This window comes from uncultured Shimia sp. (assembly GCF_947493595.1).
GTDB lineage: Bacteria > Pseudomonadota > Alphaproteobacteria > Rhodobacterales > Rhodobacteraceae > Shimia.
The window spans coordinates 72,811-99,427 of record NZ_CANLRL010000005.1; the positions used below are offsets into that span (position 1 = coordinate 72,811).

Sequence of the window (26,617 nt, forward strand, 5' to 3'; positions counted from 1 at the left end):
ACAATCAAGCACAGCCACCGCAACCGCCCAAAGTTTCATCACCTTGGGCGGTTGCGTGACACTCTTCCCCGACAGACCCTCTGGCTCTTTGCCGCAGCGCAGCGTTAGCTCAAGCCAACGCCAGCCAGCGGAGTCCAACGCGCCGTGACCGCCACGCTCACCATCCTGATTGTCGAACCCGACAAAACCCGTGCCGATGCGATCATCGACAGCCTTGTCGCCACCGGTTATCACCACATTCGGGTGCTCTCAAACTTCACGGGCCTTGCCAGTTCTGTAGTAGAGCTGAACCCTGATCTGGTCCTGGTCGACATCACCAATCCAAACCGCAACGACATTAACGCGCTCACGCGGGCTGTTGCGCCGCTGGATCGACCGGTTGCCCTGTTTGTCGACCGCTCCGACGACGGCCTCTCCAAAGCTGCCATTGAAGCCGGTATCTCAGCTTACGTGGTCGACGGCATGCACCCAGATCGGATCAAACCGATCCTTGAGGCCGCCATCACCCGCTTTCACTTAGTTTCGGGCATTCGCAGCGAATTGGCCGAAACCAAACGTGCCCTCGAAGATCGTAAAATCATCGAACGTGCAAAAGGCATCTTAATGCAGGCGCGTAACATCCCGGAAGATGAGGCTTATGCCTTGCTGCGCAAAACCGCGATGCACGAAGGCAAGAAAATGGCACGCGTGGCACAGGCTTTGGTCACCGCGTCTGACCTCCTGTCCTGACCACCCTGCCCGCGTCTCTCCCACCTCACATGTGGCAGACCTAAGTAAGGGCCGCCTTTCGTCACACGCGGTTCTTCACCCCTTCGATGCCCCTTGCACCTGCGCCCACATCAGACCTTTTCGGTTCATTTTTGAGCAGGAATGCGACTCTCCCCACCATATTCGCCCAAAAATTGAGCAAGCAACCCGCGAATTGCGGCATCGCAGCATTTTCTCTCACATCCCGCTTGAGACTCGCACCAACGCCCTTCCTAATGACATCAACACAGGACAACGACGTTCTGTTTTGACCCTGAACGACCAGGGACATCTTGAGCAAAGCCGCTCGACCCCGCCGAACCTCCTCCTTCGGCGCTGGTCGCGCGGCTTTTTTGTTTTCCTGCCCTCTCTTCCAATTCGGGGCACACCAAAAGGAACGCCACAAATGCATCGTTTCGCCGCCCTTCTCGCTGCGACCACCGCTCTCGCCGCGCCAGCAGCAGCAGAGCTTGACCTTGAAAAAGATGAACTGACCTTTGGCTTCATCAAACTAACCGACATGGCGCCGCTCGCCGTGGCTTATGAGCAAGGCTATTTTGATGACGAAGGCCTTTTCGTGACGCTCGAAGCACAAGCCAACTGGAAAGTGCTGCTGGACGGCGTGATCGACGGCCAGCTTGATGGCGCTCATATGCTCGCAGGTCAGCCACTCGCCGCCACCATTGGCTACGGCACCGAAGCCCACATCATCACACCATTCTCCATGGATCTGAACGGCAACGGCATCACCGTCTCCAACCAGATCTGGGAAGAAATGAAGCCGCACGTTCCACTGATGGACGATGGGCGTCCACAACACCCGATCTCCGCCTCCGCGTTGAAGCCGGTTGTTGAGAAATACACCTCCGAAGGCAAGCCATTCAACATGGGCATGGTCTTCCCGGTCTCCACCCACAACTACGAACTGCGTTACTGGCTGGCCGCCGGTGGTCTGGAGCCAGGCTACTACTCCCCGGAAAACATCACCGGCCAGATTGGCGCGGATGTTCTGCTCTCCGTGACCCCACCGCCACAGATGCCAGCCACCATGGAAGCGGGCACAATCTACGGCTACTGCGTGGGTGAGCCTTGGAACCAGCAGGCCGTGTTCAAAGGCATCGGTGTGCCTGTGATCACCGACTACGAACTCTGGAAAAACAACCCAGAGAAAGTCTTCGGTCTGAACGCCGAGTTTGCCGAGAAGTATCCAAACACCACCCTGGCCGTGACCAAGGCGCTGATCCGCGCAGCGATGTGGCTCGATGAAAACGACAACGCCAACCGCGAAGAAGCGGTGAGAATCCTTAGCCAGCCGGAATACGTGGGCGCGGATTACGACGTGATCGCCAACTCCATGACCGGCACTTTTGAGTATGAAAAAGGCGACAAGCGTGAGGTTCCAGACTTCAACGTATTCTTCCGCTACAACGCGACCTACCCATTCTACTCCGACGCCGTCTGGTACCTGACCCAGATGCGCCGCTGGGGCCAGATCGCCGAGGCCAAGCCTGACAACTGGTATGACGAAGTCGCGAAGTCGGTCTACAAGCCTGCGATCTACCTCGAAGCAGCCCGCCTGCTGGTGGACGAAGGTCTGGCCAACGAAGCTGACTTCCCATGGGACAGCGACGGCTACAAAGCGCCAACCCCATCCGAGGACATCATCGACGGCATCGCCTACGACGGCCGCACTCCCAATGCCTACCTCGACAGCCTGCCAATCGGCCTGAAAGGCGACCAACGTGTCGTTGGCACTGAGGTGCAAGGCTAACGCGCTTCGTCGCGGGAAGGACGGCTCCCCCCTTCTCCTGCGACGCAACGGACGGGCGGTTAATTCTCGCCCGTCCCGCCAAACCGCACCTCCGCGAAACAGTCGCGATACCGACACAATACCGACGTCAAAATCAGCCGCTCCTCGGCATTAACCAATACCGCAACAGCGCCCAGAGCCACGGACACGCCAATGACCACAATCGACCCGCAAAACATCGCAGATGAAGAGCGCGAAGCCCGCCGCGCGCGCCTCTTCACCCGCATCAACAAGGCCGACACTTGGTTTCAGGTCCTCGGTCTCAGCTTCCTCACTCCAATTTTGAAAGCCGCCGCCGGCGACAATCCGAAAGCGCAAGCTGCTGAAATCTGGCGACTTTTGGGCGTGCCACTCTTGGCCATCGCCATCTTCCTGATGCTCTGGGGCAACCTCGCGCCCAAAGTGCAAACCTCCCTTGGTGCCGTTCCGGGCCCGAAAGAGGTCTGGACCGAAGCCGTGCTTCTCCACGAAGACGCCCAAGCCAAGGCCGCCAAAGAAGCGAAGTTCAACGAACGAGTAGAGGCCCGCAACGCCAAGTTCATCGCCAATGGCCAGCCGGAAAAAGTCAAAGATATCAAATACACAGGCAGCCCCAGCTACTACAATCAGATCTGGACTTCGATCAAAACCGTGTTCTTTGGCTTCCTGATCGGCACCGCAATTGCTGTCCCAATTGGCATCATGGCCGGCCTGTCTCCTTACGCCAACGCCGCCGTAAACCCGCTGATCCAGATCTTCAAACCAGTCTCCCCACTGGCATGGCTGCCAATTGTAACCATGGTGGTCTCCGCCACCTACACCGTCGATGACGGCTTGTTCTCCAAGTCCTTCCTAACCTCGGCGATCACCGTAACTCTTTGTTCTCTTTGGCCAACTTTGATCAACACCGCGCTCGGCGTGGCCTCTATCGACAAAGATCTGGTGAACGTCTCCAAGGTTCTGAAGATGAACACCTGGACCAAAATCACCAAGCTGGTGCTGCCATCTGCCCTGCCGCTCATCTTCACCGGCCTGCGTCTGAGCCTCGGTGTCGGCTGGATGGTTCTGATTGCGGCTGAAATGCTGGCGCAAAACCCGGGCTTGGGCAAATTTGTCTGGGACGAGTTCCAAAACGGTTCTTCAAGCTCCCTCGCCAAGATCATGGTCGCCGTCTTCACCATCGGCATCATCGGCTTCCTGCTCGACCGTCTGATGTACGCCATCCAGTCCCTCTTCACCTTCTCCTCTAACCGGTGATCGCCATGAGTGTTCTGAAATTTAACAATGTCTCCAAGAGCTTTGGCGAAGGCACAGCCAAGACCGACGTTCTTAAAAACATCAACCTTGAGGTTCAGGAGGGCGAGTTCCTCGTTCTTCTGGGCTTCTCCGGTTCCGGAAAAACCAGATTGATCAACCTGATGGCGGGCCTCGAATTGCCCACCTCTGGCAGTGTGACTTTCAAGGGCGAGAAGATCACCCAACCCGGCCCAGAGCGCGGCGTGATCTTCCAATCCTACTCGCTGATGCCTTGGCTGACGGTGAACGGCAACGTGCGCCTTGCGTTGGATAGCGTGTTCCCCAACATGCCCAAAGCCGAAAAAGAAGAGCGCGTTGACCATTACATCAAGATGGTCGGCCTGTCCCACGCTGCCACCCGTCGTCCAGCCGAGTTGTCCGGCGGCATGCGCCAGCGCGTGAACGTGGCCCGCGCCTTGGCGATGAACCCCGAAGTTTTGCTTCTGGATGAACCGCTTAGCGCATTGGACGCCTTGACCCGCGCCAATCTAGCCGATGAAATCGAGGCGATCTGGGATGCGGAGAGAAAGACCTGCGTTCTGATTACCAACGACGTAGACGAAGCGATCATCCTCGCCGACCGCATCATCGCGCTGAACCCCGATGGCACTTTGGGCCAGGAGTTCAAAGTCGACATCCCACGTCGTAGGGACCGTATGGAGATGAACCACCACGAGGGTTTCAAAAAACTGCGTGCGCAAGTCACTAAGTATCTGATGGACGTGGGCATTGCGGCCAAGGCGGAAGGCAAAAAAGTGCTGCCCGACGTCACCCCGATCCACGGCGTCCCGGCCGCTGTCAAAGATGCTCAGAAGGGCATGATCGACCATAATTTCTTGGACTTTTCGCAACTGCACAAGATCTACCCAACGCCCAAAGGTCCGCTCACAGTGGTCGAAGACTTCGACCTAAAAGTGCAGCGCGGCGAGTTCATTTCTCTTATCGGCCACTCCGGCTGCGGCAAGTCCACGGTGCTCACCATGGCAGCAGGCCTCAACCCGATCTCCAAAGGCGGTATCCGTCTGGACGGTCGCCACGTCGAGGGCGCCGACCCTGAACGGGCTGTGGTGTTCCAATCACCTAACCTGTTCCCGTGGCTGTCTGCCAAGGAAAACGTGGCGATTGGCGTGGACAAAGTCTACCCCAAAGCCAGCCAAGGCGAACGTCAGGACGTCGTGGAATACTACCTCGAGCGTGTTGGTCTTGCCGACGCTATGGACCGCCCGGCGCACTCCATGTCCAACGGCATGAAGCAGCGTGTCGGCATCGCCCGCGCCTTCGCTCTGTCCCCGAAACTTCTGCTTTTGGATGAACCCTTTGGTATGCTCGACAGCCTGACACGCTGGGAGCTGCAAGAGGTGCTCATGGAAGTCTGGGACCGCACCAAAGTGACCGCGATTTGTGTGACCCACGATGTAGACGAAGCCATTCTGTTGGCCGACCGTGTTGTCATGATGACCAACGGTCCACAAGCGACCATCGGCAAAATTGTGGACGTCGACCTGCCACGTCCGCGCACACGCAAAGCCCTGCTCGAGCACCCCGACTATTACCGCTATCGCCAAGATGTGCTCGATTTCCTTGAGGAATACGAACATGGCGCCAAGCCCAAACCAAAGCCATCCAAAGCCATCGCGGCGGAGTAAGCTATGACACAGAAACTCATCATCATTGGGGCCGGGATGGCCGCGGGCCGCGCGCTCGAACATCTCTTTGAAACAGCCCCCGACGCTTATGACGTCACCCTTTTCAACGCGGAGCCACACGGCACGTACAACCGGATCATGCTCTCCCCCGTCCTGTCGGGAGACAAGACGTTTGACGAAATTGTGACGCACACCGCCGAATGGTACGAAGAACAAGGCGTCACCTGTCACTTTGGCGAAAAGGTCGTAAAAATCGATCGTGCCGCACAGACAGTGACGTCTGACAATGGCGGCGTGCTGGCCTATGACAAGCTCATCATTGCAACCGGATCCAACCCATTTATCGTCCCGCTGCCGGGCCATGATCTGGACGGCGTGATTGCTTATCGCGATCTCGAAGACACCAACACGATGATTGCGCTTGGTGACAAACCAGATGCCAAAGCCGTGGTCATCGGCGGCGGTCTTCTGGGCCTTGAGGCGGCTGCCGGCCTCGCCCTGCGGGGTGTGGACGTAACGGTCGTACACATCATGGGCCACCTGATGGAGCGCCAGCTCGACGAGGCTGCTGGCTACCTGCTCCGCAAGGCTCTTGTCGATAAAGGCATCACTGTGAAGTGCTCCGCCAATTCCAAAGAAATCCTTGGCGAGAATGGCAAAGTCAAAGCGCTTCTGCTGGATGACGGCACTGAGCTGCCATGTGATCTTCTGGTCATGGCCGTGGGTATCCGCCCATCGGTGGCGCTGGCGGCAGAGGCCGGTCTGGCAACCGGTCGCGGAATCCATGTCGATGACCAAATGGTCACTTCCGACGCCAACATCCTGTCGCTGGGTGAATGCGTGGAGCACAACGGCGACATCTTCGGTCTTGTGGCGCCGATTTATGATCAAGCCAAAGTGATTGCCAAAACGCTAGCCGGCGAAGAAGCCGCCTTTGTGAACAAAGACGTGGCCACCAAGCTGAAAGTCACCGGCTGTGATCTGTTCTCCGCGGGCGATTTTGCCGAAGCTCAAGGCCGCGAAGACATTGTGTATCGCGACCCCGCGCAGGGCGTCTACAAACGCCTTGTTATCGAAGACAACCGCATCGTCGGCGCCGTCATGTACGGCGACACGGCAGACGGCAACTGGTTCTTTGGCCTGATCAAAGACAAAGAGGACATCTCCGAGATGCGCGATACGCTCATCTTTGGCCCCGCCTTTCAAGGAGGGTCCCCCCTGGACCCTATGGCGGCCGTTGCAGCCTTACCGGCTGACGCAGAAATCTGTGGTTGCAACGGCGTATGCAAAGGTCAGATCGAGGACGCCATTGGCAACGGCGCCACAACGCTTGATGACATCAAGACAACCACCAAAGCCTCCGCATCTTGCGGGACGTGCACAGGTTTGGTGGAACAAGTTCTCGCGGCGACACTGGGCAATGACTTTGTCGTGCCTGCGGCAAAGTCAGTCTGTGGCTGCACGGATTTAACGCATGAAGACGTGCGACGCTTGATCAAGTCCAAGGAGCTGAAGTCGCAACCCGCTGTTTGGCAAGAACTTGGCTGGTCGACGCAAAATGGCTGTCACGTTTGCCGCCCCGCGATCAATTACTACCTTCTTGCCGACTGGCCTTTGGAGTATCAGGACGACGCGCAGAGCCGTTTCGTGAACGAGCGCAACCATGCCAACATCCAGAAAGACGGTACTTATTCCGTTGTGCCGCGCATGTGGGGCGGAATCACCACTCCGGATGAGTTACGTGCAATTGCAAACGCGGCAGACAAATTTGACGTACCAACGGTTAAAGTCACCGGAGGTCAGCGCATCGATCTTTTGGGCGTAAAAAAGGAAGACCTGCCAGAGATTTGGTTCGATCTGAACCAAGCCGGTTTGGTTTCTGGCCATGCTTATTCCAAAGGCCTACGCACCGTCAAAACTTGCGTTGGCTCAGATCACTGCCGGTTTGGCACGCAGGACTCCACCGGCCTTGGTGTGAAACTCGAAAAACACCTTTGGGGCTCTTGGACGCCACACAAGTTGAAACTCGGCGTCTCCGGCTGTCCGCGCAATTGCGCAGAGGCCACATGCAAGGACATTGGCGTGGTCTGTGTGGACTCCGGCTATGAAATTTCCATTGCCGGCGCGGCTGGTATGGAAGTCAAAGAAACCGAACATCTCTGCAAAGTCACAACCGAGGAAGAAGCCATCGAGGTGATCTCTGCCATGACGCAGGTCTATCGTGAGAATGCGAAATATCTCGATCGCATATGGAAATGGGTCGACAAGGTGGGGCTTGATTGGATCAAGGGCCAAGTTGTTGAAAACCTGGAGGCCCGCAAAGCCCTCGTCGCGCGTTTTGAGATTTCCCAAACCGTTTATCGATCCGACCCCTGGGCGGAACACGCATCGAAAAAGGCTGAGACCTACCAGCCGGTTGCCAAACTCACTTTGGAGGCAGCAGAATGAACTGGATTGATATCTGCTCTATCACCGATATTCCTCTGCGGGGTGCGCGGATTGTTAAAACCGCTGTGGGCTGTGTCGCCGTTTTCCGTACGGATGACAGCGAAGTGTTCGCCACTTCTGACCGGTGCCCTCACAAAGGCGGACCGCTGTCTGAGGGCATCGTGCACGGGAAAGCCGTCACCTGCCCGTTGCACAATTGGGTATTTTCACTGGAAACTGGAGAGGCCCAAGGTGCAGACGAGGGTCAGATCGCAACCTTTGCGACCCAAATCGAAGACGGCCGCGTGATGCTTGACGTCACCGAGCTTACCCCAGGGGTGGCCGCAGAATGAGCCAACAGCCCGTCTGCACCACTTGTCCCTATTGCGGCACCGGCTGCGGCATCCTTGCCACGCCGGACAATACAGGCGGGCTGTCAATCCAAGGCGACCCCGATCACCCTGCCAACTTTGGCCGGCTCTGCTCCAAAGGGTCCGCACTTACAGAAACCATTGATCTTGAAGGCCGCCTGCTCGCTCCTTTGATCAACAAATGTGGTGCAACTTGGGATGACGCCCTCGACCTAGTGGCGGATAAGTTCCTCTCCACGATTGAAAAACACGGCCCAGACTCCGTCGCCTTTTATGTCTCAGGCCAATTGCTGACCGAGGACTACTACGTCGCGAACAAACTGATGAAAGGTTACATCGGTTCAGCCAACATCGACACCAACTCGCGTCTTTGCATGGCATCGACCGTGGCTGGACACAAACGGGCCTTTGGAACAGATACCGTGCCTGGAACCTACGAAGACCTGGAGTTGGCAGACCTATTGATCATCACAGGCTCCAACCTGGCATGGTGTCACCCTGTGCTTTATCAGCGCATCGCGGCTGCAAAGTTAGAGCGCCCTTCGATGAAAGTGGTCGTGGTGGACCCCCGCCGCACGGCAACATGTGATCTGGCGGATCTGTATCTGCCTCTTAATCCAGGTACAGACGTTGCTCTGTTCAATTACCTGTTTTGTCAAACACACGCACAAGGTGCTTTAGACGTCGAGTTTGTCGCCAAACATACCAACGGCTTCACCGAAACTTTGGACGCGGCCAGGGCCTCAGATGTCGCCATCACAGGGTTAAGCAAACAGCAAGTCAATGCATTTGTGCGAATGTGGCTGACCACTGAAAAAACAGTCACTGTTTTCTCACAGGGCATCAATCAATCTGATCATGGCACGGATAAGGTAAACGCCATTATCAACTGCCATTTGGCCTCCGGGCGCATTGGAAAACCTGGGAGTGGTCCCTTTTCGGTAACCGGGCAGCCCAACGCGATGGGCGGACGAGAGGTGGGCGGCTTGGCCAATACCTTGGCCTGCCACTTGGACCTAGAGGATCCAACGCACCGCGACACGGTGCAGTCATTCTGGCGGTCACCATCAGCGCCGTCGCGACAAGGTCTTAAAGCGGTGGACATGTTTGACGCAATTGGCGAGGGCAAAATCAAAGCACTGTGGGTGATGTGTACAAACCCGGCTGTAAGCATGCCTAACGCTACCAAAGTCCGTTCTGCGATCGCGAACTGCGAATTCGTCGTGGTCTCTGACATGTTCGCGACCACAGATACCGCGAGACTTGCAGACGTGGTGCTGCCAGCCACTGGCTGGGGAGAGAAGAATGGCACCGTCACCAATTCGGACCGAACAGTCAGTCGCCAACGGTCTGTTTTTTTGCCCCCCGGAACAGCGCGTCACGATTGGAACATCATATGTGACGTTGCCCAGCGGATGGGCTTCGGCGCAGGGTTTAATTTTTCCAATCCAGCTGAAATTTTTCGAGAACACGCGGCGCTGTCAGGTCTTGCTGCCAATCTAGGCAAAGACTTCGACATTTCCGGACTAGCGGATCTGTCCAACCAGGAGTATCAGAACTTAAAACCGGTCAGATGGCCTGTCAAAGAACCAAATGCCGTCAAGGATCCCAGATTCTTCGCCAAGGGACACTTCTTCACCAACGAAGGTCGGGCCAACTTGGTCCCGATCAAGAATACGGGTCTCGCCTCTCAAAATGATGCGCTTCCATTGCGGCTCAATACCGGCAGGGTGCGCGACCAGTGGCACACGATGACCCGAACCGGACGTGCTACGCGCCTCAATCAACATTATGGTGAGCCCTTCTTAGAAATACACCCTGAAGATGCCACCCAACTTGACGTCTCTGATGCAGATTTAGTTGAGGTCCAAAATGAAAATGGCACTGTCATTTTGAGAGCGTTATTAACCAACCGAGTGGCACGGGGGAGCGTATTTGCTCCGATCCACTGGTCCAATGAAGATGCGTCGCGCGCCGTTGTGTCAGATTTGGTGCCCGCAATTGTTGATCCGATTTCAGGCCAACCCGACAGCAAGGCCGCTCATGTAAGTGTCACAAAATTCCGCGCGCAATGGTACGGGTATGCGGTAGGGACAAGTAAGTTGAGTGCCTCTACAAAATATTGGGCGAAAACCAAGTTGACCACAGGCTGGCAGTTGGAACTGGCAGACGTCTCGCAACCTGAGAGCTGGGTAGATTATGCGTCCAAATTATTTGAAGCAGACGACGCGCGATGCACCAGCTTGATTGATGCCACCAGAGGTCGGGCACGTTTGGCTTTTCATCGTGACGGAAAACTGATTGGCGCCTTGTTTGTTGATCGCACTCCGGTGCAAGTGTCTCGCTCTTTTGTCAGCGGGATGTTGGGACAAGATGCAACCCACATTTTGGCTGGGCAACCAGGTGACGAGCAGCTCGACCCTGGCTCAACAGTGTGCGCATGCTTCAACATTGGCGTGAACACGATCTTGTCCAACATTGAGCAACAGAACTTAACGTCCGTGGAGCAAATTGGAAACGCGCTCTCGGCAGGAACGAATTGCGGGTCTTGTCGGCCGGAGCTGGCTGCTCTGCTGTCAAATGCGCGGCGAGAAATGGCTGCAGAATAGCTTCCAAACCCGCGATGAGAATCCGTTCTTTTCAGGTCTTTCCTGTCAAATCACTCCTAGAAACTGCCGTAAGGTCATGCTCTCCCTCCCGCCACCCTGAGTAATTACATACACTTAAGAGCTCCTCTATAACGGGAATATTTCAGTAGAAGCCGCCAATTTCCCACTTGCTCAAAAACGGCATGTTTGTCGGTTTTGAACCATGATATGACGGTTTCCTGAAGGCACCGCATTGGCGACCTCTTTCGCACGCGGAGTCTACGAAAACTTTGTGGATTTTGGCACATTTTCCTTGATTTGTGCCGCGAGCGAACCGCAGCATAATGAAAAACAAAAGATTCAACATGGGAGTTTCCAAATGAATGAAGAGCTTAAGTTCCTAAGTCGCCAAGCCGCTTTGGGTGCAATCACACGCCGTAAGTTCCTTGGCCGTGCCGGTGCACTTGGTCTTTCGGCTGCCGCGGCAAATACAATGCTCGCCGGCGCGGTACACGCTGAAGGCCCCCAGAAAGGTGGCACTCTGCGCATTGGTTTGCAGGGGGGATCCACCACCGACAGCCTGGATCCGGCAACAGCCGCAAACACAACCGCGGTAAACCTGATCCGCATGTGGGGGGAGCCGCTCGTTGAGTTGACCGATGATGGTGGCCTACAGGGCAAAGTTGCCGAGAGCTTTGAAGCCTCCGCGGATGCAACCACATGGACTTTCACGATCCGCAAAGGCATCACCTTCTCCAATGGACAAGAAGTGACCGCAGCGGACGCGGCTGCAATGCTCGACCGTCACGCCGGTGAAGAATCAAAATCTGGTGCTCTTGGCCTGCTGCGCGACATCAAAAACGTCAGCACCAACGGCCGCGATGTGATCATCGAGCTCAACAACGGCAATGCCGACTTGCCCTATTTGATGAGCGACTACCACCTGATCGTACAGCCAAACGGCGGTAAAGATGCGCCGGACGCGGCAATCGGCACCGGTCCCTATATCATGAAAGAAGTTGATATGGGCGTACGCTTTGTGGCGGAGAAAAACCCGAATTACTGGGGTGATTTAGGCCACGCTGAGACCATCGAAATGCTGGTGATCAACGACAACACCGCACGCGTTGCAGCCCTGCAATCCGGTCAAGTGGACATCATCGACCGCGTGCCACCACGCACGGCAGGCCTCGTGGCCCGCGCGCCTGGTATCACTGTTGCGTCCACAGCTGGCCCTGGCCACTACGTGTTTATTGCACACGTCAACACAGCTCCGTTTGACAACCCTGATCTGATGATGGCCCTGAAGTATGGCATCAACCGTCAGGAAATGGTCGACAAGATCCTGTTTGGTTACGGCTCTGTTGGCAATGACTCGCCAATCAATGCGGCCTACCCGATGTATTCGGAAATGGAGCAACGTGAGTACGATCCAGACAAAGCAGCCGAGTACTTCAAAAAATCTGGCCACGAAGGCCCGGTGCTTCTACGCACCTCTGACAACTCGTTCCCAGGTGCGCCGGACGCAGCCGCGCTTTTCCAGCAATCCCTGAAAGCTGCTGGTATCGACCTAGAAATCAAGCGTGAGCCGAACGATGGGTATTGGTCCGAAGTTTGGAACAACAAACCCTTCTGCACCAGCTACTGGGGTGGTCGTTCAACACAGGACCAGATGTTCACCACTGCTTATCTGTCGACGGCGGATTGGAACGACACACGCTACAAGAGCGAAAGCTTTGATAAGCTTCTGATTGCGGCGCGTGCGGAACTCGATCAAGACAAGCGTAAAGCGATGTATGCCGACATGGGCATGATGGTACGCAATGAAAGCGGCCTGATCTGCCCAATGTTTAATGACTTCGTTGACGCCTACACCGACAAAATTGGTGGTTGGGTTGAAGGTGTTGCAGGCTTCTCCTTGATGAACGGCTACGCGGCACAGCGTATGTGGGTGACAGGCTGATATGTCGCTCCTTTTGAAACTGTTGGCCCAGCGCATTGCGCTGGGCCTCCTCTTGCTCTTCCTCGTCTCAATCTTGATTTTTGCTGGTACCATCATTTTGCCAGGAGACGTGGCCCAACAAATTCTTGGACAATCCGCCACGCCAGAAGCGCTTGCCAACCTGCGCCGCGATCTCGGATTGAACGACCCGCCACTACAGCGCTACTTCAGTTGGTTGGGCGGCCTACTGCAAGGTGATCTGGGCACCTCCCTCACCAGCGGCAAAGACATTGCTGAATCAATCAGTAAACGTCTCGGAAACACCCTCTTCCTGGCCTTCTGGGCCGCGATCATCTCTGTGCCTCTTGCGATTCTGCTTGGTTTGATTGCCGTACGTTATCGCGAACGCTGGCCGGACAAACTGATCTCCGCGGTCACCCTGGCATCTATCTCTGTACCCGAGTTTCTCATCGCCTATGTCGCCATCTTCTTTGTATCTGTGCGTCTGCGATGGGCCCCATCGGTGACCACAATCAACGACAGCATGAGCTTGGGTGAAAAACTACATACCATCTCATTGCCAATCGCCGTGCTGACACTTGTTGTGCTGGCACACATGATGCGCATGACGCGCGCCGCAATCTTGAATGTCATGCAATCCGCCTACATCGAGACAGCCGAGCTCAAAGGGCTGCGTATGTTCACGATTATCTGGAAACATGCCTTCCCGAACTCGATTGCACCCGTTGTGAACGTGGTCATGCTAAACCTCGCCTATCTGGTGGTTGGTGTTGTGGTGATTGAAGTGGTCTTCACCTACCCTGGTATGGGACAGTTCTTGGTCGATCATGTGTCCAAGCGCGACATTCCCGTGGTACAAGCCTGCGGTCTTATTTTCGCCGCGGTTTACATCGGCCTCAACATGGTTGCTGACATTGTCTCGATCGTGGCCAACCCACGCCTTCGACATCCGAAATAGGGGAATTGTTATGAGAATACCCATAGCTGCCCTCATCGGGCTTATTTTCACCGCTGCGTATTTCTTCGTGGCAATCTTTGCACCATGGATCGCGCCTTATGGCATGGCCGAAGTGGTCAGCCGGGATGTCTGGCTGCCACCGTCCTCCGAGTTTCTGCTTGGCACTGACAATCTTGGACGCGATTTGCTGAGCCGGATGATATACGGCGGACGAACAACCATTTTTATTGCTACCGCTGCTACAATCCTAAGCTTCACAACTGGGTCAGTGCTGGGTTTCCTTGCCGCCGTACTTGGCGGTTGGGCAGATCAGGCTATGAGCCGTTTTGTAGACCTAATCATGTCGATCCCATCTCTGATTTTTGCATTGGTTGTGTTGTCAGTCATGCCTGTGACTGTGCCTGTATTGATCCTTGTGATGGGACTTTTGGACAGCACCCGCGTGTACCGTTTGGCGCGCGCCGTAGCCGTCGATATCAACGTCATGGACTACGTCGAGGCCGCAAAGCTGCGCGGTGAAGGGCGGGGCTGGATCATCTTCCGGGAAATCTTGCCAAATGCCTTGTCACCATTGATCGCAGAAATGGGTCTCCGGTTCATCTTTATGGTTCTATTTGTCTCCACCCTGTCTTTCCTTGGCCTGGGGGTTCAACCGCCACAAGCAGACTGGGGCGGCATCGTAAAAGAGAACGCCGACGGTATTGTCTATGGCATTGGCGCGGCGTTGTACCCAGCAGTAGCAATCGCAACACTGGCGATCTCCGTGAACCTTGTGGCTGACTGGGTCCTGAACCGCACAACATCGCTGAAAGGAGGCCGCGGATGAGCGATAAGCTTCTCAAAGTTCGAGACCTCAAAATTGGCGCCACAGTTTATCCACCAAGCGAAAAGCCGCATGACATCGAAATTGTTCATGGCGTGAGTTTTGAGGTTGAGAAAGGCAAAGTGCTGGGCCTCATTGGAGAGTCTGGAGCGGGCAAATCGACCATCGGCCTGGCGTCTATGGCCTATGGTCGCGGCGGTGTGAAAATCACCGGCGGCGAGGTTTGGGTCAACGGACGAGATATCTTAAAGACGTCAAACTCAGATGTGCGCGCCTTGCGCGGCGGCGAAGTGACCTATGTAAGCCAGTCTGCAGCAGCCTCCTTTAATCCTGCCAAAAAGATTATGGATCAAGTGACCGAAGCGGCGATCCTACAAGGCAAATTTTCCCGCAAAGATGCTGAGCGACGGGCTATTGAGCTGTTCCGGAAACTCGGACTTCCAGACCCGGAGAATATTGGCAATCGCTACCCGCACCAAGTATCAGGAGGCCAATTGCAGCGTTGCATGACGGCGCTTGCCCTGTGCCCAGAGCCGGACCTTGTTGTCTTTGACGAACCAACAACCGCCTTGGATGTGACCACTCAAATCGATGTCTTGATGGCTATCAAAGAAGCCATTCGCGCCACTGGAGTTGCCGCACTCTATATCACCCATGACCTCGCGGTTGTCGCGCAAGTCAGCGACGATATCCTTGTGCTGAAGATGGGGGACATGGTCGAGTATGGTCCTGTGGATCAAATCATCAATGCCCCACAAGAAGACTACACCAAGGCCTTGGTCTCCGTGCGGTCCATCGAACATGAGGAAAAGGCGCCAACACCGGAACCGGTGCTGAAAGTTCAGAACGTCACTGCCCGCTACAAGGGCACGAACTTCGACGTGCTTAAGAACATAAATGTCGAGCTGCACCCGGGACAAACCCTTGCTGTTGTTGGTGAGAGTGGATCGGGGAAATCCACCTTGGCACGGGTGATCACTGGACTGTTGCCGCAGAACAACGGCAGCGTCCATTTTGCCGGGCGCGACCTGAGCAAAGATCTAGCTGGGCGGAAAAAGGAAGATCTGCGCGAGTTGCAGATGATCTACCAGATGGCGGATGTGGCGATGAACCCGCGGCAAACTGTGGGCACTATTATCGGCCGCCCGCTAGAGCTTTACTTTGGCCTACGTGGTGCCGAGAAACGCAAACGCATCATCGAGCTTCTGGATGAAATCGAAATGGGGGAGAGCTTCATAGATCGCTACCCAGCGGAACTGTCCGGTGGTCAGAAACAACGTGTGTGTATTGCTCGTGCATTGGCTGCAAAGCCAAAATTGATCATCTGTGACGAGGTAACCAGTGCGCTAGACCCACTCGTAGCGGACGGCATTCTCAAACTGCTTCTGGATCTTCAGAAGATCGAGGACGTCGCCTATCTATTCATCACGCACGACCTGGCCACAGTGAAGGCTATCGCGGACTCGATTGCCGTGATGTATCAGGGCGAAGTTGTACGATATGGCGGTAAGACAGACGTGCTGTCTCCCCCATTTGACGACTATACGGATCTGCTGCTGAGCTCTGTGCCGGAAATGAAACTGGGCTGGTTGGAAGACGTCATCTCGAACCGAAAAATGGAAAGCGCAGGCAACTAAACCTTTTTGCCTTCAAACAAATTGCGGCGCCGGTTAAGGCGCCGTTTTTTTGTCCACAGCTTACAAAAACGAACACTAAGATGTCGGTCTTGAACGTTCTGTCACCATCAGCCGATTTAAAACTCTAGTTATTGAGGAGGATCCCGGCATGGACAACAAACTGCTATTGATCATTCTGGACGGCGTGCCCTGGCGCAACTGGAGCCGCCTTTTTGGCAATCTGGAAGGCTGGGTTGCGGATGGAACTGCTCAGAAATGGAAAATGACCTCCGTGCTGCCGTCCATTTCGGCAAGCTGTTATGCCTCGATCCACACCGGCGTCTCACCGCAACAGCATGGCTGCACCGGGAACGGCAATGTATTCCGCATCAAACAACCCGACGTTTTTTCCGAAGTCCGCAAGGCGGGCGGCAAAACCGGAGCCGTTGCGCACTCTTTCTGGTCTGAGTTCTTCAACCGTCATCCATTCGACTATGTACGTGATATTGAGTACGATGAACCGGAAAGCAAAACCATCAACCACGGGCGCTTTCATTCCATGACCGGTTATGGCGCAGCTAATCAGATGACGCCGTCTGATGTGGACTTGTTTGCCACGCTCACTAGTCTTTGCCTCAAAAATGGCCTTGATTACGGCATGTTACACACCTGCACGCTAGACAGCATGGGACATCGCTTCCAGCATGAAAGCCATGAAATGGATCATGCCTGCTTTGTGATGGACGAGATGTTAGCCCCTTTCATTCCGCGATGGCGCGAGATGGGATACGAGGTGATTGTCACCGCAGATCATGGACAAGATACACGCGGCCATCATGGCGGCAATGACCCGATGCAACAAGAATTTGCACTTTATTATTTCGGCGCGGTGCAAGGGCCTGACAGCGATACGGTTCTCTCACAACTACAACTGGCCCCCACAATTCTTCAGCGGCTGGGTGTTGAAGTTCCCGACACAATGAAAGCCAAGCCATTCTTTACATGAGGGGCGCCTACGGCAGGACCTGCTTTAGTGCCCTTTCCAAGGTACCAACGATCAGATCTATGTGTGACGCTTCCAGAATGAAGGGCGGTGCAAGCAGGATGTGTGCCCCTCGTTTACCGTCAATTGTGCCGCCCATTGGATAGCATATCAGTCCCGCTTCAAACGCAGCTGACTTCAAACGCGCGGGGATTTCCAGTGCAGGATCAAACGGCTCTTTAGTGTCACGATCCGTGACAAGCTCCATCCCAAGGAACAGCCCGCGCCCGCGGATATCGCCAACATTTTGATGCTCACCAAACGCATTGATCAATTCCCGCTTTAGTTGCGCGCCCAACGGTGTAACGCGAGAAACAAGCCCATCGTCAATCAATCGACGAACCACAGCCAACGCGGCCGCAGCAGCAGTTGGGTGACCATTGTACGTATGGCCATGTTGAAAAAAACCAGAGCCATCTTTTATTGTGTCGAAGATTTCTTTTGTGCACAGCATTGCGCCAATTGGCTGATATCCAGCCCCCAAGCCTTTCGCCACTGCACAGATATCGGGGCTGATGTGCTCTTGCTCATAGGCGAACAAGGAACCCGTTCGCCCCATGCCGCACATGACCTCGTCAAGAATGAGTAAGACACCATACTTGTCACATATCTGCCGAATGCGCTTGAAGTAGCCTTCCACAGAAGGTACGGCTCCAGACGTTGCTCCAACAACAGGTTCCGCAACAAACGCAAGCACCTCATCAGCACCAAGTTCTAGGATTTTGTCTTCCAGTTCCTGTGCAGCCCGCTGACCATAATCGTGACTTGTTTCATCCGATTTTTGATCCCGGTATGCGTAACACGGTGCGATATGGTGCGTTTCCATAAGCAAAGGAGAGAACGGTTCTCGGCGCCAGAGATTCCCCCCCGTCGCCAATGCGCCAAGGGTGTTGCCGTGATAACTTTGACGCCGCGCAATCACATGCCGACGCTGCGTTTCACCTTTTTCCAGCATGTATTGTCGCGCAAGTTTCAAGGCGCTTTCCATGGCCTCGGATCCACCGGACACCAAATACACCCGATCCAATTTCCCAGGCGCACTGGCAATGAGCTTGTCTGCGAGGGCCTCGGCAGGTTCTGATGTGAAAAAACCCGTGTGCGCATAGGCCGTTGCGTCAAGCTGGCTCTTGATCGCCTCAATCACGGCTGGATCGGAGTGCCCGAGGCAGCTCACAGCTGCACCGCCGGAGCCATCAAAGTAGGCTTTGCCATCTGCGTCATAAAGGAACACCCCCTCACCTCTGGTAACGGTGGGAATGGATTTGCGACAGTGTCGAGGAAATACATGGCTCATGAAACGTGCACCTTTTTACACAATGGACGGCCCAACCGCATGGCATGCTGCACCACAAGGGACACACTTTCCGTGTTGTCACGGAGCAGCGTGCCGTTTTCTCTGTAGAGATTGTTCTCAAATCCGACCCGCACATGGCCGTTCATGCGCAGAACAGCGCGCATAACCTGCTGTTCGGTCGGCCCGAACGCGCAGACAGTCCAGGACGACATTTCCCCGTTGAGCGCTGCCAGCATGTGGGGAAGTGTTTGGATCTGAGCGGAGTTTGGTGAAGCGTATTGACCCAAAACAAGCAACACATCTTGTTGCGTTGGTTCAATGAAACCTTCAGCCAACCAAGCCCTATACGTGAAAATGTCGTTTTGATCGTAGAGGATGTGCTGAATGTGCGTGCCACCATCATGGGCGAATCTGTAGACATAGCGCGCAATGTCCACGTCACGGGCCATTTCTCGTACTGAAACGCTTGCTGCGGTCGGAGCAAGCTGTTTAAGGGTCTCGAATTGCGCACCAACACTGTAAATGCCGGCCGCTTCCGTGGTGATTTGTATCCGGAAATCTGGAGCCGTCTCAGACACTGCGGACATGGCCTCGCGATATAGCCCTGGATCAAGTGAGTGTTTTCCGCCTGCGTTGCGAACGTGCAGGTGTAGTTCATGCGCTCCAGCGTCGGCGCATTTTCGCGCGGCGGCCGCTATATCATCGATGGTTGTTGGCAGCTCCGGATGGTCACGTGTTGTTTTACGTGCCCCATTCGGGGCAACGGTAACCTTTAGAGGCTGCAAATCCTCAGGTTTCTGATCTGACGTGATGCTGTCTTTGGGCATCTGTGAAACTTTCTAGATAGGACGACCACTGAGCTTGACGTGAAACAAGTGTTTCGATTCTTGACCCGAGCTAAAACATCTGGATAAATCCTGTCAAGTGGAGGGATTCGTGAACAGATCAAACCGTCTTCAAGAGCGGGTTGCAGAGCATTATGCCGACCTGAGTGTTAAGCTCCGGGCGGCGGCTGACTTTGTTTTGGCAAACGAAATGGATGTGGCGGCGCGATCCTTGCGCGCGATTTCCGCCGCGAGCGGTGTGTCGCCTGCTACGTTGTCAAGATTGGCGCGTGCGTTAGGCTTTGAATCCTATGAAGAACTTCGCGAGCTTTGCCGTGTGTCTGTTGGCGGGCGTGCCCATTCGTTTTCCGAACGTGCACGAAACCTGCAGGATGGCTTGGACGCGGAGTCTTCCGTTTTTGAGCGGCAAGCATCGGCGTGTATTTCCAACATCACCAAACTTGTTGATACGCTAGACAATGACCGGACTCAAAATGCAGTGAACGCCTTGGCGGAGGCCAAATCTGTGGTGCTTTTTGGCGCTTTTGGCTCAACTGGAATCGTTGAGTACATGGCGTATTTGGCCAACTATTTTTCCACCACATGGACATTGGCGGGACGTATGGGGGCCTCTCTCGGGGCCTCTCTCGCGGCGATGGGACCAGAAGATGTTCTGCTGGTGGTCACCAAGTCGCCTTATGCTGCGCGGGCTGTGCGGGCTGTCGAAGTGGCGCAGCAAATTGGGGCAAAAACCATCGTAATTAGCGACAGCCACGCCTGTCCGGCGATCAAATTCGCAACTTTTCCCTTTATTGTTCCGTCAGATAGTCCACAATTCTTCTCGTCGTATGCCGCGACTCTGACACTGATGGAGTCGATGGTCGCCATGTTAGTGGCCCAATCTGGCGAAAGCTCAAGTGAGCGCATCCGTGAGGTTGAGCGGCACAACCAATGCCTGGGTGATTTCTGGGTGGACTAGAGACAAAAAGACTGAAATTTCAAAACTATCATCAACTAGGGAGCCTAAGATGATTTCGAAACTGAAACTGGCCGGAGCGGCCATTGTTGCCTCCATGGGCATTTCCGCGGGCGCTTCCGCACAGGAGTTTATCTCCATCGGTACCGGTGGTGTGACCGGCGTTTATTACCCAACCGGTGGTGCGATCTGCCGTCTGGTCAATAAAGGCCGCAAAGAGCACGGCATCCGCTGTGCTGTGGAATCCACGGGCGGTTCCGTTTACAACATCAACACCATCAAAGCGGGTGAGCTGGAGTTTGGCGTTGCGCAGTCCGACTGGCAATACCACGCCTACAACGGCACCTCCAAATTTGCCGACAACCCATTCCCAGATGTGCGCGCGGTATTCTCTGTGCACCCAGAGCCGTTCACTGTGATCGCACGTTCTGATGCAGGTGTTTCCAGCTTTGCGGACCTCAAAGGCAAGCGTGTAAACGTCGGCAACCCAGGTTCCGGTCAGCGCGCCACCATGGAAGTGGTGATGGACGCTTATGGCATTGGCATGGACGACTTTGCTCTGGCGACAGAGTACAAAGGTTCCGAGATGGCCAAGCAGCTGTGTGACGGCAACATCGACGCGATGATCTACACCATCGGTCACCCTGCCGCGGCGATCAAAGAAGCCACCACCACATGTGACGCAACCCTGGTGAGCGTCACCGGTCCTGAAGTTGAGAAACTGGTTGCTGACAACCCGTTCTACCGTGTCGCAACCATCCCTGGTGGCATGTACAAAGGCACTGACGGCGACACCACCACATTCGGTGTAGGCGCAACTTTTGTCACAAGCGCAACCATCCCTGACGAAGTTGTCTACGTTGTAGCAAAATCCGTGATGGAAAACGTCGAGGACTTCCGCAAACTGCACCCTGCGTTTGCAAACCTGGATCCAGCCGAGATGGTCAAAGACGGCCTCAGCGCGCCGCTGCACCCTGGTGCGGAAAAGGCCTACATGGAGCTGGGCCTGAAGTAAGTTCAGCCTGAGTTATAAATTAAGGAAGCGCCCCGAAGAGTATTCGGGGCGCTTCTCACAAGGGGTTCAACGGGGAATATTATGGCTCATGATCATCAGAATGATGGCACTGCCAAAGCCGACGCGCTTGTTGCGGAAGTTGATACTGGCGCACGCAACGCCGAAGGTTTTCAAGGTCAATTAATCATCGCGATCTGCATCGTCTGGTCGCTTTTCCAACTTTACATCGCATCAAAACTTCCAGGTGTTCTGGCACAATCAACGGGTTTTTCCGGGTTTGCCAACATTGTTGGACAAGCGCGATACATCCACCTCGCATTTGCGATTGCACTGGCAATACTTGCCTTCCCAATGTTCAAATCCTCGCCGCGCGACCGCATTCCGCTCTATGACTGGGCGTTGATTGCGCTTGGTGTTGGCGCCTGTTTGTACCTTGTTGTTTTCCGCTATCAAATTGCCGATCGTCCGGGGCTTTGGACCACCACCGATATCACCATGTCTGCGATTGGCATGATGGTTCTATTGATTTGCGTTTACCGTTCGCTGGGCCTTCCCCTTGTGATCATTGCGGGATCCTTTGTGCTCTTTGCCTTCTTTGGTGGCAATTCTGAATGGGTCCGCGACATTACAAACTACGGTGGCGCGTCGCTTTCCAAGGCCCTTGGCCACTACTGGATGCAGACCGAAGGCGTGTTTGGCGTGGCTCTTGGCGTGTCGACTTCGATGATCTTCCTGTTTGTTTTGTTTGGCGCTCTGCTGGATCGCGCAGGTGGCGGCAACTGGTTCATCAAAGTTGCGATTGCCTTGCTGGGTGCACTGCGTGGCGGCCCGGCGAAGGCCTCGGTTCTCAGCTCGATGATGACCGGCATGATTTCCGGCAGCTCGATTGCCAACACTGTGACCACCGGTACCTTCACAATTCCCCTGATGAAGCGCATTGGCTTTCCGGCTGAAAAGGCTGGCGCGGTTGAGGTTGCTTCCTCCACCAACGGTCAGTTGACCCCACCTGTGATGGGGGCTGCGGCCTTCCTGATGGTGGAATACGTAAATATTCCATACATCGATGTGGTCAAACACGCCTTCCTACCAGCCGTCATTTCCTACATCGCTCTGTTGTACATTGTGCATCTCGAAGCATTGAAGATGGAAATGAAAGGCCTCAAGAAAGCAGGGCGCCATATTGGTCCGGTCATGATCATGGTGCTTTTCCTAACCGGCTTCTTGGGACTGGCAGCAATCACCTTCCTGATGATTGGTATTCGCAGCCTGCTGGACCCAATGATGGGAGATAGCATCTACGCGGCGATTGTGCTGTTGGCGATCATGTACATCGCGCTGCTCTACCTGGCGTCTAAGTACCCGGATGTTGCCATGGACGACCCTAACGCACCACTTGAAGCGCCCCGTCTGACACCAACCCTTTTGGGCGGCGCCTACTATTCCTTACCGATATTTATTCTGGTTTGGAACCTGATGGTGAAAACCGAAAACCTTGATCGCCTATCGCCCGCGCTTTCGGCCTTCTGGGCCACAATCTTTATGATCATCGTTGCGCTGACACACCGTCCCATCAAAGCGTTTTTCCGAGGTGAAACAGCTCTGAACGCCGCGTTCTCCACGGGGTGGGCAGACTTTGTGCAGGGTTTGATTATGGGCGCGCGCAATATGATTGGTATTGGTGTGGCTACAGGTGCCGCCGGTATCATTGTGGGCACTATCAGCCTCACAGGTGCGCACCAAGTGATTGGTCAGGTCATCGAAGTTATCTCCGGTGGCAACCTGATTATCTTGCTGGTTCTGGTCGCAATCCTGTCCCTGATTCTCGGTATGGGCCTGCCTACCACTGCCAACTACATCGTTGTGAGCTCACTCATGGCGCCTGTGATTGTCAGCGTGGGCGCGCAAGCGGGCCTCGTGGTGCCGCTGATTGCAGTGCACATGTTTGTGTTCTACTTCGGCATTCTCGCGGACGACACGCCTCCAGTGGGCTTGGCGGCCTATGCGGCAGCGGCAATCTCTCGAGGCGACCCGATCAAGACTGGTATTCAAGGTTTTGCTTACGACATCCGTACCGCGCTGTTGCCGTTCATGTTCATCTTTAACACCGATCTACTTCTGATTGACGTTGGTCTGGGTAAGGCGATTTTGGTCTTCTTCATCAGCTTGATTGCGATGTTGATATTTGCGGCGGCAACGCAGGGGTACTTCATCGCAAAATCCAAGCGTTGGGAAAGCGCCGCACTGCTCTTCATCGCCTTCATGCTGTTCCGTCCAGATTTCTTCCTGGACATGGTGACTGAGAAGTATCAGAGCGTGACCGGTCCAGCAGCGGTGCAGCTTGTTGGCGAACAGCCAGAAGGCAGCTTGATCCGCTTCAAAGTCGAGGGACCTGACTTTGATACCGGAGACAACCGCGCAACCACTATCACCATGGTGTATCCAGGCGGTGAGCCTGGGGCCGCAATGGCGGACAATGGTTTGTCGGTTCTTGAAGAAGACGGGAAACTGCTTCTGGAAGAACCTTTCCCGGGCACACCGTACTTCGGTTCACTTGGCACTGAGTATGACTACTACGGAGACAATCCTGTGGTGATTTCGCAAGTCGAGGTCGAAAACGAGCGGATGCCTAAAGAACTCTTCTTCATTCCGGCGCTGTTGCTACTTGCTGGCTTAATGCTCATCCAACGGCCTCGCGCCACGCAGCCTGCGTTTTAGGGAGAAATGTTATGTTTAAGACCCTACTCCTAACTGTGGACGTGAATGACCTGAATGGGTCGGAGCGACCTGCCGAAGTGGCAAAGGCCATGGCAGAGCGTGACAGCGCCGAGTTGCACATCATGAATGTTGTGCCTGACTACGGCATGTCGATTGTTGGCTCATTTTTCAGTGCAGACCACAACAAGGCGATCCTTCAGGAGGCCAAGGTTGCACTTGAAAGCTGGGCTGGTGAGCGCTTTGCGGACCTATCAAAGATTCGCCTGCATGTTGACCAAGGCACCATTTATGATCTGGTTCTCAAAGAGGCGGAAAATGTGTCTGCGGATGCGATCATTGTTGGGGCCCACAAGTCACAGCTTAAAGACTATCTAATCGGGCCCAACGCCGCCCGAATATCCCGCCATGCCAAACAATCGGTTTTTGTCGTACGGTAAGAACACTGAAAGCCCGCCTCTGGCGGGCTTTCTTTTTCCGATCGTTTTTAAGGACGAGGGACCGTCACATCCCAGTTTTTCTGAAAGACCTGTTTGTCGCCTTCTTCTGCAACAAGTCGCGCTTTGATGAAGTAGCTCACGTCATCTCCGGTCATTTCCAAATCTGCCTTCACCACCACTGACCAGTCGCCGCGTGACATATGACGTTCCCATGAGAACTTGGCCTGCGCAGACGTTGGCTCACAATCAACAATGGAAAACACCTCCCGATGTCTTGTGCCGCTTACCAAGCCGGTTTCCATATCTTTCACCAGGCCGTCGTCGGAGTGAATTTCCTGGGTTGTTAAGCGCGCACCGACATCACGAATGACACGTTTACTCTCGTGAACCTCACTGAGCTGAGTAGTTTGTCGAGGCGGAGCCGCCTTTGGGCCATCAAATTTCCATTCGTTGCCATTAGACTGCGGGCGCACGGGTAAGTCTACTGTTCCCTCGATGAGCTTTAGCGTTGTCAGCTCAGGCTCAGGCCAAACAAACGGCCAATAGCTTGTCGACAGGGCTATCCGAAGACGGTGTCCCACCGGCACATGGTAGGCACATTGATCCAATGCTACCTCCAAGGCCACATCTGCATCCAGTGGGAGATCAATGGCAGCCTCGTGCCCGGATCGATGCCGGAGATTGAGGAATCCATGTGAAATCAAGGTGCTTTCCCCATTGGGATGCACATCACATAGACGCACCGCAAGCTGTGCCTTGGGGGTGTTAGAGCGCAGTATCACGCGCAGTGTTGGTGCCCCGACCATGTCGATGCCATCCTGCAGCACAGCGCTGTCAAAACACGTGCTAAGGAGATCATCTTTACGCTGATCACCGGGCAACTCTCCGGGCCCGAAACCAAACGGGAAATATTCACCTGCCATTTGACCGCACTGTAAGTCAGGCCTTACGTATTGAGCAGCAGGCGCTGGCGTACGGGTGAGTTTGTCCGCCACAAGATGCAGTGTCATTATGTCAACGCTGGCGCCAGCACTGTCCACAATCCAACGGCCAGGGCGGCAGCCATAGGACACGTCAGGAGGCACGCTCTCCATCAGCCATCGGCGCATGTCAGGCAAATTGTCAGCGCCATTACCCTCGCCCTTTAACCAACAGTCCCACCAGGTGAGCAACTCACCGATAAAATCAATTTGCGGCCCTGGTACTGCAAAATGCGGATATTTGTGGTTCCAAGGTCCAAGCAGACCTTTTACCGGCGCGGTCACATTTTCGACGAGATGAGACACAGTGTTACGATAGCCATCATGCCAGCCGCCAACGCTTAAAATCGCGGCCTGTATGGCATCGTAGTTCTCACAAACGGACCCATGCTTCCAATAGGCATCCCGACTTTGATGTTGGGTCCAGATTTCAGCCAAGCAGGGGGTGTTTTCCAATCGGTGCAGCCACATGTCCCGCCAGCGTTCGCCGACAATTTCTGGGTCAGGCGGCAAGGCAAACCATCCCAATACGGTTGCCGCCCAAGCCGGGTTTTCGCCCAGCATAATCCCGCCTTTGTAGTGGATGTCGTCCGCATAGCGGTCAGTAGTGGAACAAAGGCTGGCGACGGCTTTCAATGCTGAAGGAGCAAGCGCTGCAATTTGCAACCCATTAAACCCACCCCAGCTGATACCCATCATCCCAACGTTGCCGTTGCACCACTCTTGGTCAGCCAGCCATTCTATAGTCGTGACACCATCGCGCAGCTCTTGTGGGGAATACTCATCTTCAAACAGCCCTTCGCTGTCGCCGCACCCGCGCATGTCAACGCGCACGCAAACATAGCCGTGCCCTGCGAGGTAAGGATGGGTCAGCGCATCTCTTTCCGCGGTGCCGTCCCGCTTTCGATACGGGAGATACTCCAAAATGGCCGGCACTGGCTTGGATGTTTTGGGACGCCACATCCGCGCGGACAATCTCACGCCGTCCGGCATCTCAATCCACACATGCGGCTCTTCGTGAACCTCAAATGGAAACTCTTGAACAATCTGCATCACTCACCCCCTGTAAAATAATTCGATCATCAGGGAAATGTGACGGTTTGGCAAAAA

General features: G+C 54.9%; 19 protein-coding genes. 16 read left to right on the top strand and 3 right to left on the bottom strand.

The features are described 5' to 3' along the window. Nucleotides 1–144 precede the first annotated feature (144 nt). The 12 genes from Q0955_RS13300 (at nucleotide 145) to Q0955_RS13355 (ending at nucleotide 17,230) form a co-directional block, all read left to right on the top strand. The gene (locus Q0955_RS13300; protein WP_299424929.1) at nucleotides 145–729 is read left to right on the top strand and encodes an ANTAR domain-containing protein; all 585 of its coding nucleotides are present in this window, start codon (nucleotides 145–147) and stop codon (nucleotides 727–729) included. A 424-nt stretch (nucleotides 730–1,153) separates the two neighbouring features. Further along, a complete protein-coding gene (locus Q0955_RS13305; protein WP_299424931.1) occupies nucleotides 1,154–2,518 on the top strand; it encodes a CmpA/NrtA family ABC transporter substrate-binding protein in 1,365 nt (454 codons plus the stop codon). A 192-nt stretch (nucleotides 2,519–2,710) separates the two neighbouring features. After that, on the top strand, nucleotides 2,711–3,793 hold the full coding sequence (locus Q0955_RS13310) for an ABC transporter permease (protein ID WP_299424932.1): 1,083 nt from the start codon (nucleotides 2,711–2,713) through the stop codon (nucleotides 3,791–3,793). A 5-nt stretch (nucleotides 3,794–3,798) separates the two neighbouring features. After that, nucleotides 3,799–5,478 (top strand): ABC transporter ATP-binding protein, encoded by a 1,680-nt coding sequence (locus Q0955_RS13315; protein ID WP_299424934.1) that lies wholly within the window; start codon nucleotides 3,799–3,801, stop codon nucleotides 5,476–5,478. Between the two features lie 3 nt (nucleotides 5,479–5,481). After that, complete coding sequence (gene nirB / locus Q0955_RS13320; protein ID WP_299424935.1) at nucleotides 5,482–7,926, top strand: nitrite reductase large subunit NirB; 2,445 nt, start codon at nucleotides 5,482–5,484, stop codon at nucleotides 7,924–7,926. Then, nucleotides 7,923–8,258 carry a nitrite reductase small subunit NirD gene (nirD, locus tag Q0955_RS13325; protein ID WP_299424937.1) on the top strand — a complete coding sequence of 112 codons (336 nt, stop codon included), beginning with the start codon at nucleotides 7,923–7,925 and terminating at the stop codon, nucleotides 8,256–8,258. The genes nirB and nirD overlap by 4 nt, the downstream gene beginning before the upstream one ends. Next, nucleotides 8,255–10,885: a nitrate reductase gene (locus Q0955_RS13330; protein ID WP_299424938.1), complete on the top strand. Its 2,631-nt coding sequence runs from the start codon at nucleotides 8,255–8,257 to the stop codon at nucleotides 10,883–10,885. The genes nirD and Q0955_RS13330 overlap by 4 nt, the downstream gene beginning before the upstream one ends. Nucleotides 10,886–11,243: 358 nt before the next feature. After that, entirely contained in the window at nucleotides 11,244–12,827 is a 1,584-nt protein-coding gene (locus tag Q0955_RS13335; RefSeq protein WP_299424940.1) for an ABC transporter substrate-binding protein, read from the top strand. A 1-nt stretch (nucleotide 12,828) separates the two neighbouring features. Further along, nucleotides 12,829–13,785, top strand: a complete 957-nt coding sequence (locus Q0955_RS13340) for an ABC transporter permease (RefSeq protein ID WP_299424942.1) — start codon at nucleotides 12,829–12,831, stop codon at nucleotides 13,783–13,785. A 10-nt stretch (nucleotides 13,786–13,795) separates the two neighbouring features. Next, the gene (locus tag Q0955_RS13345) at nucleotides 13,796–14,611 is read left to right on the top strand and encodes an ABC transporter permease (RefSeq protein WP_299424943.1); all 816 of its coding nucleotides are present in this window, start codon (nucleotides 13,796–13,798) and stop codon (nucleotides 14,609–14,611) included. Then, entirely contained in the window at nucleotides 14,608–16,245 is a 1,638-nt protein-coding gene (locus Q0955_RS13350) for an ABC transporter ATP-binding protein (RefSeq protein ID WP_299424945.1), read from the top strand. The genes Q0955_RS13345 and Q0955_RS13350 overlap by 4 nt, the downstream gene beginning before the upstream one ends. Nucleotides 16,246–16,393: 148 nt before the next feature. Further along, on the top strand, nucleotides 16,394–17,230 hold the full coding sequence (locus Q0955_RS13355) for an alkaline phosphatase family protein (protein ID WP_299424947.1): 837 nt from the start codon (nucleotides 16,394–16,396) through the stop codon (nucleotides 17,228–17,230). A gap of 7 nt (nucleotides 17,231–17,237) precedes the next feature. On the opposite strand, the gene Q0955_RS13360 is transcribed toward Q0955_RS13355, so the two are convergent. Both Q0955_RS13360 and Q0955_RS13365 read right to left on the bottom strand, forming a co-directional pair. Beyond that, nucleotides 17,238–18,560: an aspartate aminotransferase family protein gene (locus Q0955_RS13360; protein WP_299424948.1), complete on the bottom strand. Its 1,323-nt coding sequence runs from the start codon at nucleotides 18,558–18,560 to the stop codon at nucleotides 17,238–17,240. Next, nucleotides 18,557–19,387, bottom strand: coding sequence for a 3-keto-5-aminohexanoate cleavage protein (locus Q0955_RS13365; RefSeq protein WP_299424950.1), 831 nt, complete (start codon nucleotides 19,385–19,387; stop codon nucleotides 18,557–18,559). Before Q0955_RS13365 ends, Q0955_RS13360 begins: the two co-directional genes overlap by 4 nt. A 109-nt stretch (nucleotides 19,388–19,496) precedes the next feature. Between Q0955_RS13365 and Q0955_RS13370 the strand changes: the two genes are divergently transcribed. From Q0955_RS13370 to Q0955_RS13385, 4 genes are all read left to right on the top strand, one after another. Continuing rightward, nucleotides 19,497–20,363 carry a MurR/RpiR family transcriptional regulator gene (locus tag Q0955_RS13370; protein ID WP_299424951.1) on the top strand — a complete coding sequence of 289 codons (867 nt, stop codon included), beginning with the start codon at nucleotides 19,497–19,499 and terminating at the stop codon, nucleotides 20,361–20,363. 49 nt (nucleotides 20,364–20,412) lie between these two features. After that, a complete protein-coding gene (locus Q0955_RS13375; protein WP_299424953.1) occupies nucleotides 20,413–21,375 on the top strand; it encodes a TAXI family TRAP transporter solute-binding subunit in 963 nt (320 codons plus the stop codon). Nucleotides 21,376–21,456: 81 nt separating this feature from the next. Further along, nucleotides 21,457–24,090 carry a TRAP transporter permease gene (locus tag Q0955_RS13380; protein WP_299424954.1) on the top strand — a complete coding sequence of 878 codons (2,634 nt, stop codon included), beginning with the start codon at nucleotides 21,457–21,459 and terminating at the stop codon, nucleotides 24,088–24,090. 11 nt (nucleotides 24,091–24,101) lie between these two features. Next, nucleotides 24,102–24,527, top strand: a complete 426-nt coding sequence (locus Q0955_RS13385; RefSeq protein ID WP_299424956.1) for a universal stress protein — start codon at nucleotides 24,102–24,104, stop codon at nucleotides 24,525–24,527. 47 nt (nucleotides 24,528–24,574) lie between these two features. Here the strand turns inward: Q0955_RS13385 and Q0955_RS13390 are convergent, their stop codons facing one another. Further along, on the bottom strand, nucleotides 24,575–26,560 hold the full coding sequence (locus tag Q0955_RS13390; RefSeq protein WP_299424957.1) for a CocE/NonD family hydrolase: 1,986 nt from the start codon (nucleotides 26,558–26,560) through the stop codon (nucleotides 24,575–24,577). Between the last annotated feature and the right edge of the window lie 57 nt (nucleotides 26,561–26,617).

Excerpts from the sequence above, each read along its gene's own strand:
- Q0955_RS13305 (WP_299424931.1), top strand. The coding sequence starts at position 1,154 with ATGCATCGTTTCGCCGCCCTTCTCGCTGCGACCACCGCTCTCGCCGCG.
- Q0955_RS13310 (WP_299424932.1), top strand. The coding sequence starts at position 2,711 with ATGACCACAATCGACCCGCAAAACATCGCAGATGAAGAGCGCGAAGCC.
- Q0955_RS13315 (WP_299424934.1), top strand. The coding sequence starts at position 3,799 with ATGAGTGTTCTGAAATTTAACAATGTCTCCAAGAGCTTTGGCGAAGGC.
- nirB (WP_299424935.1), top strand. The coding sequence starts at position 5,482 with ATGACACAGAAACTCATCATCATTGGGGCCGGGATGGCCGCGGGCCGC.
- nirD (WP_299424937.1), top strand. The coding sequence starts at position 7,923 with ATGAACTGGATTGATATCTGCTCTATCACCGATATTCCTCTGCGGGGT.
- Q0955_RS13330 (WP_299424938.1), top strand. The coding sequence starts at position 8,255 with ATGAGCCAACAGCCCGTCTGCACCACTTGTCCCTATTGCGGCACCGGC.
- Q0955_RS13335 (WP_299424940.1), top strand. The coding sequence starts at position 11,244 with ATGAATGAAGAGCTTAAGTTCCTAAGTCGCCAAGCCGCTTTGGGTGCA.
- Q0955_RS13340 (WP_299424942.1), top strand. The coding sequence starts at position 12,829 with ATGTCGCTCCTTTTGAAACTGTTGGCCCAGCGCATTGCGCTGGGCCTC.
- Q0955_RS13345 (WP_299424943.1), top strand. The coding sequence starts at position 13,796 with ATGAGAATACCCATAGCTGCCCTCATCGGGCTTATTTTCACCGCTGCG.
- Q0955_RS13350 (WP_299424945.1), top strand. The coding sequence starts at position 14,608 with ATGAGCGATAAGCTTCTCAAAGTTCGAGACCTCAAAATTGGCGCCACA.
- Q0955_RS13355 (WP_299424947.1), top strand. The coding sequence starts at position 16,394 with ATGGACAACAAACTGCTATTGATCATTCTGGACGGCGTGCCCTGGCGC.
- Q0955_RS13360 (WP_299424948.1), bottom strand. The coding sequence starts at position 18,560 with ATGAGCCATGTATTTCCTCGACACTGTCGCAAATCCATTCCCACCGTT.
- Q0955_RS13365 (WP_299424950.1), bottom strand. The coding sequence starts at position 19,387 with ATGCCCAAAGACAGCATCACGTCAGATCAGAAACCTGAGGATTTGCAG.
- Q0955_RS13375 (WP_299424953.1), top strand. The coding sequence starts at position 20,413 with ATGATTTCGAAACTGAAACTGGCCGGAGCGGCCATTGTTGCCTCCATG.
- Q0955_RS13380 (WP_299424954.1), top strand. The coding sequence starts at position 21,457 with ATGGCTCATGATCATCAGAATGATGGCACTGCCAAAGCCGACGCGCTT.
- Q0955_RS13385 (WP_299424956.1), top strand. The coding sequence starts at position 24,102 with ATGTTTAAGACCCTACTCCTAACTGTGGACGTGAATGACCTGAATGGG.
- Q0955_RS13390 (WP_299424957.1), bottom strand. The coding sequence starts at position 26,560 with ATGCAGATTGTTCAAGAGTTTCCATTTGAGGTTCACGAAGAGCCGCAT.